The sequence below is a fragment of the Mucilaginibacter inviolabilis genome (assembly GCF_011089895.1).
Lineage (GTDB): Bacteria > Bacteroidota > Bacteroidia > Sphingobacteriales > Sphingobacteriaceae > Mucilaginibacter > Mucilaginibacter inviolabilis.
On record NZ_JAANAT010000001.1, the window covers coordinates 3,782,733 to 3,796,215 of the forward strand.

At 39.5% G+C, this 13,483-nt stretch carries 13 protein-coding genes; 4 read left to right on the forward strand and 9 right to left on the reverse strand.

The window, feature by feature from the left end; genetic code table 11:
* Positions 1-44 precede the first annotated feature (44 nt).
* The 4 genes from porK to G7092_RS15655 all read right to left on the reverse strand — a co-directional run bounded on the left by porK (position 45) and on the right by G7092_RS15655 (position 4,198).
* Entirely contained in the window at positions 45-1,364 is a 1,320-nt protein-coding gene (gene porK / locus G7092_RS15640; protein ID WP_166090737.1) for a T9SS ring complex lipoprotein PorK/GldK, read from the reverse strand.
* Positions 1,365-1,619: 255 nt separating this feature from the next.
* A complete protein-coding gene (locus G7092_RS15645; protein WP_076376218.1) occupies positions 1,620-2,384 on the reverse strand; it encodes a uroporphyrinogen-III synthase in 765 nt (254 codons plus the stop codon).
* Between the two features lie 14 nt (positions 2,385-2,398).
* Entirely contained in the window at positions 2,399-3,379 is a 981-nt protein-coding gene (locus tag G7092_RS15650) for a DUF4271 domain-containing protein (protein ID WP_166090738.1), read from the reverse strand.
* Between the two features lie 105 nt (positions 3,380-3,484).
* Entirely contained in the window at positions 3,485-4,198 is a 714-nt protein-coding gene (locus G7092_RS15655) for a hypothetical protein (RefSeq protein WP_166090740.1), read from the reverse strand.
* Between the two features lie 147 nt (positions 4,199-4,345).
* Between G7092_RS15655 and G7092_RS15660 the strand changes: the two genes are divergently transcribed.
* The 3 genes from G7092_RS15660 to G7092_RS15670 all read left to right on the forward strand — a co-directional run bounded on the left by G7092_RS15660 (position 4,346) and on the right by G7092_RS15670 (position 7,850).
* Complete coding sequence (locus tag G7092_RS15660; RefSeq protein ID WP_166090741.1) at positions 4,346-4,963, forward strand: hypothetical protein; 618 nt, start codon at positions 4,346-4,348, stop codon at positions 4,961-4,963.
* A 177-nt stretch (positions 4,964-5,140) separates the two neighbouring features.
* Positions 5,141-7,378, forward strand: a complete 2,238-nt coding sequence (locus tag G7092_RS15665; protein WP_166090742.1) for a CRTAC1 family protein — start codon at positions 5,141-5,143, stop codon at positions 7,376-7,378.
* A gap of 94 nt (positions 7,379-7,472) precedes the next feature.
* Positions 7,473-7,850, forward strand: a complete 378-nt coding sequence (locus G7092_RS15670) for a hypothetical protein (protein WP_166090743.1) — start codon at positions 7,473-7,475, stop codon at positions 7,848-7,850.
* A gap of 171 nt (positions 7,851-8,021) precedes the next feature.
* Here G7092_RS15670 and G7092_RS15675 read toward each other — a convergent pair whose 3' ends face one another.
* The 5 genes from G7092_RS15675 to G7092_RS15695 are packed head-to-tail and all read right to left on the reverse strand — an operon-like array spanning position 8,022 to position 12,683.
* Entirely contained in the window at positions 8,022-8,747 is a 726-nt protein-coding gene (locus tag G7092_RS15675) for a hypothetical protein (RefSeq protein WP_166090744.1), read from the reverse strand.
* Between the two features lie 10 nt (positions 8,748-8,757).
* Complete coding sequence (locus G7092_RS15680) at positions 8,758-11,058, reverse strand: peptidase domain-containing ABC transporter (protein WP_235953832.1); 2,301 nt, start codon at positions 11,056-11,058, stop codon at positions 8,758-8,760.
* 6 nt (positions 11,059-11,064) lie between these two features.
* Positions 11,065-12,258 (reverse strand): radical SAM protein, encoded by a 1,194-nt coding sequence (locus G7092_RS15685; RefSeq protein WP_166090745.1) that lies wholly within the window; start codon positions 12,256-12,258, stop codon positions 11,065-11,067.
* Between the two features lie 45 nt (positions 12,259-12,303).
* Positions 12,304-12,489, reverse strand: coding sequence for a hypothetical protein (locus tag G7092_RS15690; protein WP_166090746.1), 186 nt, complete (start codon positions 12,487-12,489; stop codon positions 12,304-12,306).
* Positions 12,486-12,683, reverse strand: a complete 198-nt coding sequence (locus tag G7092_RS15695; RefSeq protein ID WP_166090747.1) for a hypothetical protein — start codon at positions 12,681-12,683, stop codon at positions 12,486-12,488. Before G7092_RS15695 ends, G7092_RS15690 begins: the two co-directional genes overlap by 4 nt.
* A gap of 460 nt (positions 12,684-13,143) precedes the next feature.
* Between G7092_RS15695 and G7092_RS15700 the strand changes: the two genes are divergently transcribed.
* Complete coding sequence (locus tag G7092_RS15700) at positions 13,144-13,347, forward strand: hypothetical protein (protein ID WP_166090748.1); 204 nt, start codon at positions 13,144-13,146, stop codon at positions 13,345-13,347.
* Positions 13,348-13,483 lie beyond the last annotated feature (136 nt).

The window sequence follows — 13,483 nt, forward strand, 5'->3', positions numbered from 1 at the left end:
ATTCAGAAATAATTTGTGTAGATGTTTTATTAATTAGTTTTTGTTTATCGTTTGTCTTTAATATCGCGGCCCAAATAGTCGGTTACACAGCGGAAACCAATGTATGATTTCGCGGTATCCTGGTATTCATAAGTACGGGTCGCGTTTTGAAGAAAGTATCCGATATCTTTCCATGATCCGCCGCGTACCACTTTACGCTTCAGTACTTCCGGATCGGTTGCTTTTGCTTCGTAATTAAATGTTGGTGCAAGGTCATGCACAAATGATGAGGCTGATTCGTCGAAAGTTGATGATGTCCACTCGGCTACGTTCCCGGCCATGTTGTACAGGCCATAATCATTAGGGAAGTAAGAGCGCACATTTACGGTATAAGCGCCGCCATCATCGGTATAGTTACCGCGACCTGGCTTAAAGTTGGCCAGCAAACAGCCTTTGGCATTTTTAATATAAGGCCCACCCCATGGGTAATCGGTACCTATCCTGCCGCCACGTGCAGCATATTCAAACTGAGCCTCGGTAGGTAAGCCATATGGTAAACGGTGCGGCAAACGGCGTGAATCTTTATAAGCATCGTTATAACGGGTACGCCATACGGTATATGCTCTTGCTTGTCTCCAGGTTACACCAACCACAGGATAATTACGGAAAGCCGGGTGCGAGAAATAACCTTCAACCATAGGCTCATTGGCAGCGTACGAAAAATCGCTCAGCCATACCAGCGTATCAGGATAAACGGCTACAGTATCACGTAAAATAAAGTCAGAGCGTCTTTTGGTTTTATCATTTTTATAATTGGCAGCATCGCGCAGTACCATGATCGAGTAGTTGTACTTTAATATACGTACATCTATTTCATTGCGGTCGAAAACACGGTCGTCGCCCTGGTAGTACATACCCTGTAATTTTGAGGCATTATTGGCCTGACCTTTTTTATTACTCCAGATTGGGTTCTTTTTTACATAATCCCAGTTAATAAATTTTTTACCGGCATTATTATTGGCATTGGCCCCTGCACCTTTGGGTTGGATATAATACTTATTATCGTTAGCATAATTGGTAATGGCGATAGAGTCGCGTACCCAATAAACAAATTGTTTGTACTGGCTGTTGGTGGTCTCGGTTTGATCCATGAAGAAAGGAGCAATGGTAACCTGCTTGGTTTGTGCTATCTGCGCAAAGGTTACATCCTGATCCGTTTGTCCCATCAGGAAAGTACCGCCCGGGATATAAACCATACCATAAGGCACTTCTGACCTGAACGAGCGTTGTGGGATACCGGTAACTTCCCCCCTGTCGCCTCCTTTACTGCAACCACTCAAAAACCCGCCCGCCAAAACAACTATTAAAAAGTAGATATGCTTCATTTTAAAACAAATTCAGTTATATAAACTATAACATTATGAGCCCCCCGAATATATCAAAAATTTGTGCTAACAAACCCAAAAAACATTTTTTTAACCTAAAATAAAGTCAATAAATATCCTCTGCGTTATTTTAACGACAAGCTTTTTGCATCGTAAACGGCAAAAAACTAATTACAACAATGTGAATTAGTTGGCATTAATACGCTAACATTTCACAAAAAGTTGCAATAGGGTCCAATAAATTTCTAAATTATTTTATTTGTTTACCAGTTTAACATATTGCTCAATGGCCATAGTCATGGATGGGGCTGCTGGGGTTGGCGCCGGGATATCCAGGATCAGACCTGCTTCGAGCACTGCCTTGTGTGTTGTGGCACCAAAGGCGGCTATCCGGGTATTGTTTTGTTTAAAATCTGGAAAGTTTTTGTATAATGACTGGATGCTCGACGGGCTAAAAAACGCGATCACATCATAAAACACATCGGCCAGGTCAGAAAGATCACTACAAACGGTACGGAACAATACAGCAGGTGTAAAGTTATAACCATTCTCTAACAGGAAACGCTGGGTTTCTTCTGCAGCTACATCTGAACATGGATAAAGGAATTTTTCGGCCGAATGTTTTTTAAGTACCTCTGCCAGGTCGGCAGCGGTTTGTTTGCCAAAAAATATCTTACGCTTACGGTATTGGATATATTTTTGCAAATAAAGCGCAATGGTTTCTGACAGACAGAAATATTTCATTTCTACCGGAACTTCAAAGCGCATCTCTTCGCAAATGCGAAAAAAATGATCGGCTGAGTTACGGCTGGTAAAAATAACCGCGGTAAAATCGCTCAGGTTTATTTTTTCCTTTCTAAAATCTTTTGCAGGAACGCCTTCAACGTGAATGAAAGATCTGAAATCAATTTTCAGGTTTAGCTTTTTAGCCAGTTCTGCATACGGATTCTTATCGTTTTCGGGTTTTGATAAAGTAACTAATATACTTTTAACCTTTTTCTTTCTGTCTTCCAAATCAATTCGTTTAAAACTACCTAAATTCTAATATTTAATGCCTTTATCAAAATTAAAACGGGGCAAATTTCGAGGGCACAAAGATACGTAAATAAATAAAACTTATGAAATCGAAAAGTAGAAATTATATTTACGCTGCTCCTGAGGTATTGCCACATAAATATAATCACCGTTATAATAAGCGTTACGTCTAATAATACCGGAACGTAGCGACTGCCAAGCAAGCTAAAACAAACCACAACCGGTAAAAATATAAAGGCCAGATTAAAGTAGGTAAGGTGCAATATATTCAGATAATCGCTTACCAGGCGGTTCATATCAAAAACAAACCCCAAAAACTTAAGCGCCAAAAACTTTAAGGCAAACAGTACTATTATAATAACAGTAAGTGACACATATAAACGTGTACCGCTCACCACATAATAAACACCTTTGTAAGCAGCCAACTGGTATAAGAATAAACCGCAGGTTAAACAAAACAGTAAAAAGAGCCCTAAAAAAGCCCACGAGCTCACAAAACCTTCTTCTTTACCCGCTTGTGAAAGTACACGTTTACTATAAAATGATTGCAGCACATAGGCTACATCTTTATTTAGGGCGATGTTAAGCGCTGCAGTATACAAAAGCAGGCCGACAATAATAATGATTATCCAGGGATCGCGTAGCGGCCGGTTGTGCCCATCCCTCACCAAATCTTTTGATTTTAAAGGAATATCTAAAAACCCATACCCCCTGTATAAGGTATGAGCCAATACGCTATCTGCAAACTCCCTTGCGGTTGCCGAATCAGGTGCATGAATGTAACGCATAGCCATGGAATCGGTTACAAAAACCTTACGGGCCTGCATAGCCGCAGCTACAGAATCGAGCACGGAGGTACCCGGTTGGCGTATGCGTACAGATCTCTTGGCAGAATTACCCGCAATTACTGAGTCCTGCTGCGCAAACACGGCAGAACAACTAAACAATAAAAGCAGAAAAAAGCAGGCAGTTAAACGCATTTAAAAAGCAAAATATAAACCCTGTTAATTTTGCTGCAAATTTATTGTAATAATTGATTGTTTTATAAATGCTTTACAATTAAGCACACATCCGTTAACTAACCTTTATTTAACAGGAACTCCGGTTGCTGCCCAAAACAAGAGATACCCGGCATTACTTTTTTTAACTTTAACATGCAGTAAGATTCGCCGTGGATCAGGATAAATATGGAGCGCATCAATATTGTGATGATTAGGCTCCGTCATGTTGTTTTTATTATCCCACTTACCCAGGTCGTGCACCACATAGCTTAAGGAGGTATCCCGGGCAATAATGTCGTTATAATAATCAGGAAGCCAGCAATTTTTTACCACCACACCGTCATTATAGGTCAGCTCTATCTGTAATTGCGAGCCACCTTCTGCACTGGTAAGGCTCAGATACATACCCATGTATTTTTTGGGAGGCACATCAAATCCAAAACTCCCCCTGCCCGAAACAAAACGGGCCTGATAACCGGCGCCTTCGCTATTTTTATAATGAAGGGTAATTGTGGGGTGTTCGGGCGTAGCCTCTATCACGGAGTGATCTGGTAATGCGTGCGGGTCTTTATCTTTATTAAACAGGGCGGCCGCCATAGTGAGGTATCCGTCGCCCTGTCCATCACCATCGATGCCTTTGCTCCAGGTGATCAGCTTGCCATGAGTAAATGTAGTTACAGGCCGGGCATTTAAAAGGGTATCTATATTGATCTGGATTTCGCGGCCAGGCTGTTGACTATATACCCGAAATACCATCAACAAATAAAATACAGTCAACAATATTGTTTTAAACTTCATTCGGGCTTGCATACATTGAGTATATAAATATACCTTTTTAATATTGATCTGGTTATTTAATTCTGAGCAATATGTTCAACATGCCATATCCAAACATCCGCAGCGATGTTCTATAAACACATAATTATCAATAAAATACCTGTTATTATGAATAACTTTAATAAAAAAAACTTACTTTTATATATTGCTACCTATACGATATTGAAGAAAAGAATTGCCATACTCATACTATTTCTACACCTTTTTAATATTGGTGGGCAATTGGCATTACATCAATATTTAGTTTATAAAACGGATAAATTATTTACCGAACAGATACGCAAAGGCCTTTATAATGTAGAAGACCTTACGGAAGTAGCTATTCCTGTTAATTTACCGGGCATTAGCGATTGGAGCCGTTTTGAAAACATAAGCGGACAAATTCAGTTCGAAAACACCAACTATAACTACGTAAAAATGAGGCTTACCCGGAACGCCATGTATTTAATGTGCATTCCTAATTATGCAACCACTCATTTATCATCCGAAAACATACTCAAAGCAAAGGGCATACAAGGGATACCAATCCCCCAAAAAGACCATGTTCCGTACGGCAAATCAATTTTACAGGACAACCTGAATTTTTGCTTTGTACAATTTGATTTTTATTGCCCTGTAAAAAACCTGTCTCCAAGTATTGAGCAACCTGTTCAACAATTGATCTATCAGCAAAAAGACATCCCAGAACAACCTCCCAAAAAGAACTCAGTCCGTTTCCTCATTTAACCCCATCTCCGGCATCGTTTAAGCTATTGTTTATACAATAAGTTTATTCATGCGTACCAATCGGGACGTAGTATTATTTAAATGAGGAATGCGAAAATAGTTCATGCATTAACCAAATATGAGTAATACATATCTGTAACCTGGTATACCCGATTGCAGATAAACCCAATAAACATGATGAAAAAGTTAATAATCTGTGGATTATTTGCACTGTTACTTGGTGCTATAATAATAGCATTCCGTCAGGATTCGCCACATGACGAAATGATACGGATACTTCAAAAAATCAACAAACAAAACAACAATACTGGCAATCCCTTTAACCAGGAGGCTAAAATTGCTTTTTATGACTCATTGCTTAAAAAACCGGGTAATAGTCAAAATCAATATCTTTTATCAGCGAAAGCATCGCTCCTGCTTAAAGCCGGTAAAGAGGATCAATCTGTAAAAATCTACGAAAACCTGCTGTATCATATGGATTTTATGCTGGGCGATAACATGCTGCCTGATTTAGGTATAGCTTATATGCGCTTGGGAGAACGTAATAACTGTATGCTCAACCATAATGGCTCCTCGTGTATTTACCCCATCAAAGATGAAGGTGTTCATCAAATACAAACCGGTTCAAAAAAAGCGATTGAGATTTATAAAACCATTTTAAAAAACAAACCTGATGATCTTGAATCCAGGTGGTTGATCAATATCGCCTATATGACTTTGGGCGAATACCCTCAAAAAGTACCGAAACAATTATTGATACCTAATTTAAATTCGGATACTACTAACCAGGTAAAGCCCTTTCCGGATGTAGCCGGTAACCTGGGGCTTAATATAAATGGCCGGGCGGGTGGCGTTATTATTGACGATTTTAACAATGATGGATACCTTGACATTATCACTTCCGGATGGGATATAAGCGATCCTATGCATTATTTTCAAAATAACAAAGATGGCACCTTTACCGATCGTACGGAGCAGAGCGGCCTAAAGGGCATAACCGGGGGCCTAAATATCCAGCAAACGGATTATAACAATGATGGCAATACCGACATTTTTATTTTAAGGGGCGCCTGGCTTACCAAAGGATTTGGCAATCAACCCAGCTCCCTGTTACGCAATAATGGTGATGGCACTTTTACAGATGTAACCATACCCAGCGGTTTGCTCTTTTTCCATCCAACCCAAACCGCTACCTGGGCCGACTTTAATAACGATGGCTGGCTTGACGTATTTGTAGGCACCGAAAGCCCTACTAATCCTTATGATCCAAATGCATCTGCCTGCGCCATGTATATCAATAACCACGACGGAACATTTACCAATGTTTCTGCTGCCGCTCATTGTAATATCATGGGGTTTGTAAAAGGTGTAACCTCCGCCGACTATAACAATGACGGATATCCGGATATATTTATTTCTACCATGGATGGGAAAAAGTTTTTACTCCGCAACAAAGGAATAGCCGGCCCTAATGTCGACTTTGAAGACGTTACCGTGAAATCCGGGATAGATAACAACAGGGAAAGATCATTTACTACCTGGTTTTATGATTATAATAATGATGGCTGGCCAGACATTATGGTAGCCGATTATCAGTTTGATCGTGCCCTGGGCTATTATAGCGCTGCCGAAGCATTGGGTACGCCGGTTCCCGGAGCTGGTAATATTTTCCTGTACAAAAATAACCATGATGGTACGTTCACCGATGTAACAAAAGAAACCGGTTTAAATAAAGTAGTTTACAGCATGGGCGGAAACTTTGGCGATATTGATAATGACGGATATCCGGATATGTATTTTGGCACAGGGAATCCCGATTTTAAATCATTAGTACCCAATAAGTTTTTCAGAAACATTGACGGCAAAAGATTTGCTGATATCACCACGTCTTCACGTACAGGTAACCTGCAGAAAGGACATGGTGTGGCATTTGCCGATCTGAGAAATATAGGTAATCAGGATATATTTATTGAAATGGGCGGCGCCTACATCGGTGATTCCTATACCAGTTCGTTATACATGAACCCCGGTGTAAGCAATAACAATTGGATAAGTTTAAAACTAAACGGCGTTAAGGCAAACAAAGCAGCTATAGGCAGTCATATTAAGCTAACTTTTACCGAAAATGGGGTTAAGCGGAGTGTTTATAAAGATGTAAATTCAGGAGGGAGCTTTGGCTCTTCGCCCTTACGGCAGGAAATGGGTATAGGACAGGCAAAACTCATTGATGATATTGAAATTAAATGGGCTGGCAGTAATACCATACAACATTTTAAAAATGTTACGCCCAATCAATTCCTCCATATTACTGAGGGTGATGATCGTTATCAAACTATTCCATTGGCGAAGTTAAATTTTATCAACAAACAGCATGCTGCGCCTGTTTGTATGCCAATGACAGCCAAAATGAAATAAAAAAACAACCAGAGGCATAACAGCTTTTATATATGGTTAAAATAGATTACATTTAAATAGATAAACAACTCACCATCAACTCTAATTTTAAGCCATGAGAAATTTTTTATTAGCGTGTTTCATCCTCGTTGGAATAACAACAGCAAGTAATGCCCAAAATCATCCGGGAAGTAATAGCCCGGCCGAAAAAGCAAAAGAACTGCAAAAGGAGCTTAAGCTCAACAATGAGCAAACTATTAAGATTGAAAAAATATATGAAGAATCTTCCCGAAAGTTTGATAAGATCAAGACTGATGCGCATGGCGATAATACTAAAATGTTAACGGCTATAAAACCGCTGCGCACAACTACTATAGCTAAAATAAAAGCTATTTTAACCGCCAAACAAGCGGCAAAATATGATAAACTGATTAAAGAATCAAAAAATACAGGCGGTAGTGGTTGGGGCGATGGCTGGAGCGCACCTAATTAAGGATTAATTAATTCCAGGTAACAAAAAAGTCTCGTCAAATTGCCGGGACTTTTTTGTTACCTTATGTTGTTGGTAAACTTCCTAAAAGACTAATCTATCCCACAGGCCAATAAAAAACCTGCGGACATATACATATTCGCAGGCATAACTATTGTTTATTATTAACGAGATTTAACTGTTCCGGTCAAATAAGCTTCCGAATATCCTTAAAAAGATATTTTTCTTGGATAACTCTATATACCCATCTCCTGTTAGTGTGCTGGCTAAGGGTATAGTTTTATTCTTAATGGTTCTTAGGCCATCTGTCAATTTTACCTTGGCTATATATTTATCATGAACCGGGATCCTGATAATTTCGGTTATCTTGCCTTCCAGTGGACCAAATGTAGCTGCAGAATATTCTGCAAGACTGATCATCACCTTCTGGTTTGGTAAAACTTCACCAACCCTCTCCGGCTTTATATACAACCGCACCTCATAATTCCCCAATGTAGGGTTAACGATAATGGTGTTTTTGCGGGCATTATCTTCGGTGCCCTTAAGTACGATGGCCTTGCCTTCAACCGGAGTGGTAATCACGGAGGTAACCTTGCCTGCCGAATTGGTTTGAACCAACAAAGTATCATTGGCCTTAACCGTTTGACCATCTTTTATATCCGTTCTATATAACTCGGCTCCATCCTTTAGCCAGCTCACCTTAAAGGGCTGGTTCTTGGAGTCAATAACCACGGTTGAGGGTAACAGCGAGGGGAAGCTTATTATTGTTGAGCATAAAATAATGATGCCGAAAACAAATAAAAACATCATGATACCCCATCTTATTAACCAGGGAGGTACATTACCTATAATTTCCTCAACCTCGTAACTGTGTTCTACAAAATCTAATCTATCTGGCATAATCCAAAATTTAAGCAGCGTCCAATTCTAATTGATTTTTAACAAGCTCATAGTATTTACCTTTCTTCTGTACCAATTCCAGGTGATTACCTACTTCAATGATAGTTCCGTTTTCCATCACTACAATCTGGTCGGCATTTTTTACGGTACTTAACCGGTGAGCGATAACCAATACGGTTCGGCCTTTAAAAAAGTCATTCAGGTTTTGCATAATAACGGTTTCGTTATTGGCGTCAAGCGCACTGGTGGCCTCATCAAAAAACAGGTATTTAGGTTGTTTATATACGGCCCTGGCAATAAATATCCTTTGTTTTTGGCCACCGCTCATTCCTGTACCCGTATTACCTATTTTGGTGGTAAGCCCTAACGGCAGTTTTTTGATATAATCCTGAATGTTGGCCACATTAATGGCATGTTGCAGAATTTCTTCATTAGGGGTATCCTCATTGGCCGCAATGTTTCGCGATATGGTATCTGAGAAAATATAACCCTCCTGCATCACGGTTCCACAAATTTTTCGCCAGTCCCTTGCAGACAAGTCCAGTATATCCGATTCGTTTATCGTGATCTGTCCTTCAGTTGGCGGATAAAACTTCAGCAGTAATTTCAACAAGGTACTTTTTCCGCTACCGCTTGAGCCTACAATCGCGGTCACCTTACCCTCCGGAATAAACAGGTTTATATTTTTAAGAACTTTAACAGATTGAGAGCCGCCGTACCTGAACGAAACATTATCCAGATGAATACCTCTTTTGGTATTATAGGCTTTTCCGTTTACAACCTGGCTATTGATCACATTGTCGGTGCTTTCGCTGGTTTCGTACAACTCCTTATTTACTTTTCCAGCTTTGGTAGATAGGTCGATCTCTTCATTACTTTGATCGTGGATCTCACTTAACCGCTCTAAACTTATTTTGGCATCCTGAACGCTCCTTACAAAACCAATGATCTGGTTAAGCGGGTTATTCATTTGCCCTACCACGTACGATATACTGAGCATAACCCCAAGCGAAATACTGTTATTGATTACCAAAAAGGCAGCTGTGGATGATATCAGGATATTTTTAAGCTGGGTAACGAATGAGGAGCCTATTTCCTGGTATTGCTCCAGAGCCAGGCTCTGAATATTTACCTTAAATAAGCGGGCTTGTATACGCTCCCATTCCCATCTCCTGGTTCTTTCGCAGTTATTCAGTTTAATCTCCTGCATACTGGTCACCAGCTCATATATCGTGTTTTGATTTTCGCGCATCCTTTGGAAACGTACATAATCAAGATCTTTACGTTTTTTCAGAAATAGAAGTACCCAGGCAATAGAGATAGCACTACCAATTGCAAAAATGGCCAATATCTTTACATTATAGGAACCCAGCACAATGGAGAATATCAATATATTGATGATAGAAAACAGGGTACTTAATGTTGAACCTGTTAAAAATGTTTCGATGCGATGGTGGTCATTGATCCGTTGTGTAATATCACCTACGTTTTTTGACTCAAAATAGCTGATGGGAAGCTTCATGAGCTTAACCAGGAAATTGGAAATAATGGTTACACTCACCCGGGTATTAATATGCAGCAACATCCAGTTCCTGATCATATCAACTGTCATGCCGCCCACAAACAGGAAGAGTTGGGAAAAAAGAACCAGGTAAATAAAATCAATATTATGCCGCTGTATCCCAAAATCTACCATGCTTTGTGTCAGGAACGGGAAAATCAGGGCGATGAGGCTACTCAGTAACATACCAATGATAACCTGAACCACATATTTTTTATATGGCGCTATATATTTAAAGAGGAATTTAAAGCCGCTTGATTTTGTTTGGTTGTTTTCCTCCTGGTTATAAAACTCAATGGTTGGCTCTACAATCAGGGCTACGCCTTTTTGATCGCCGGTATTCATCCAGAACTTTGAAAAAGTTGCCTGATCAATAGATATCAGGTTATGCCCTGGGTCGGCAATTAAAAATTTAAGTTTTTTCTTTTTAGAAAGAAGGCCGTCTTTAATTAACTGGATATCATACAGCACAACAAAATGTTCCTGGTTCCAGTGCAGGATGCAGGGCAGCGGAACATCTTCAACCAATTGGTTCAGCGTAATTTTAACCCCTAATGTTTTTAAACCGATTTTTTCGGCAGCTTCGCCTAAACCAAGCAGGTTAACCCCCTGGCGTGTAATAAATGAGTTAGCCCTTAAAAAATCTAATGAATAATCTTTCCCATAATATGATGCGATCATCTTTAAACAAGTGGGGCCGCAATCCATGTGGTCTAACTGCTTATGAAACTTAAATTTCTTTTTCATCATTATTATTTAATAGCTTATCATTGAATGTATTTCATTAAAAACATTATCGTACGAAAGCAAATTCTTTTTTGCTTTATTTAAAACCTTTTGCGGCAAACTATCCATCAATGTATTGTGGATATGACAGATCAGCTTAAGCGAATCATGACAGTAAACCGAGCGATTGTTAAACCCATTTAGCGCGCTGTACCGGTTGGGCAAAAACCCACCGCCGCAAATACTTACAACCTTACAATTGCTACACGGATAAGGCAACTCCTGGTGACTATTATAATGCAGGTTCAGCTGGTTATTTTGTAATGCGGCATCCAGATCCATTTCCAGAATATTCATATTCTCTTTGGTCATGCCATGGCCGCATACTTTTAACGCACCTGAAACTTCAATACTTCCATCGGTTTCAATGATCAAAAAATCGAGCTTTTCACCTCCAAAGTATTGTGAGCTTTGCCTTAAACCTATACACAAACCCAGTATTTGCTCAAATATGGGAATGGATGGTTTAGGCTTATCATCAGCATACCAGCGGTCAAAAATCTTGATCAGCCAGTCGGCATATACGGTCCGGTTTTTGGCCCAGTCAGGTGGCGGAACGTCCCAGGAAGCATAAGGCAAAAGCAAATTAAAGCTCCTGATATTTAGCTCCTTTATCTGCTGGTATAGCTTATCCGGATCTGCCTGGGTATTAATAACCGTTAGTATGCCCAGGTTAAGCTTGCCCTGGTAACTATTCACCAGGTTAATAGCTTCTATAACTTTTTGATATGATCCGTTACCCGCATGATCAACACGTTTGCTGTCATGAATTTCCTCGTAACCATCTAAACTGATACCGATGGTTATTGCTTCTGACAAAAAAAAGTCGCACCACTCTTTGGTCAAAAGCACACCATTGGTTTGAACAGCAAAATGGAGATGCGTTTGCGGTTTAATAATCTCCCTGGCCTTTTTAATAAAGCCGGAGAAAAACGCCATACTTTGTAAAAGAGGTTCGCCTCCATGAAAAACAAAATGAAAACTCCTGATATTATGCTTTTCACAATGCCGCGATACTTTTTGCAAAATCGCTTCAACCACCTTTACCGACATGAACTTCGGCTGATCCTGGTAGGTTAAATCGCCCAGGTTGTAAACGTAGCAATAGGTGCAATTCAGATTACATCTGCTTGCTACTTTTAAAACGAGCGTATTCAAATTCATTTAGCTTAGGGATCAGCAACCATGTTCAGGTTAGTTTTTTAACCATCAGTCTTTTTTATCAAGGTGCACTTCAATAAAACCCGGAAGACCACCTGTATCCATTGTTTCAATAAACCCGCCGGCGATGGTATCACCACCTTCTAACTCAATTCCTTTGAGTTTTAGCTGTTCAATGGCCGATGACTTCAGGTCATGTTCAGCCGGAGTTGATTTTTTGTCTTTCTTTTTCATTTTGAATAATAGTTATTGTCCTGGTCAAAAATTACCGAACTCTTGGTCCATATATTCTTTTTCTCCTGATCATGATAGAGTGGTTTATACTCTTTATCGCCACCGTTTATAGTTGTTAATGCCTCATTATCCAAAATAGATTGATCATCCTGGGCAGCTAATGTTTGTTTAAAATGATTTAAGTCCTTTTTCATAATGTCCTTAATCTTTTTAGGTTTAACTCGATTTAATTGTGTTGTTTATGTAATTATAGCGAAGAATGTAATTAAGACCTTCATTTTTTCGACCAATTCAGAGGTTTGGGTGACTAATTGACATAATCCTTCCGCTTATGAAAATGAGCAGGTTACTGGTTTTTAGGCACCTTAATAATTCCCGGATACAGAAGAGTTATATAACTGTATAAGCAGCGTTAAGGATATCATGTTTATACTGGTTTATTTGCGGTGGATGTACCTGGTTAAACTTAGCATTTTATAGTCTGCCTATTTAATTATTGCCAGTACCTTTTGTGCCTATTACTTCTTTTGGCTAAAGCCATAAAATCCATGATAATGGATCGTTAGCCTGACAGATAGAGCAGTTAGTCGAAAAAGTTTCGGTTTAGAGGATGGCCCGACTAGTTTTATTATCAACAAACTAAAATTTAAAGCCATGTCAGAAAAAAAAGGATCCTACAGCTTCAGGCTGAATCTTGACGAATTAACTCCGGAGCAGTTATTCGACAAACTGAAAAAACTACAAAATGATGCACTGATTGATGCAGGCGAATCTATTGCCGGCGGTGCCGACAAACAGAGTTCTGTAAGCGTAGTTCATGGCTCTGTGAGTGGTACCTTTAGCAGAGCTGCTAATTAAAGGTAACATTGTTCCCCCAAAAGGCTCGGTCTGTACACAAAGACAGGCCGGGCCATTCTTTACCAATACCTGAAAGATGCTATTGAAAAACAAGTTATTCTGATTGCTTAAAAACGTTTTTATTTAAATAAACATC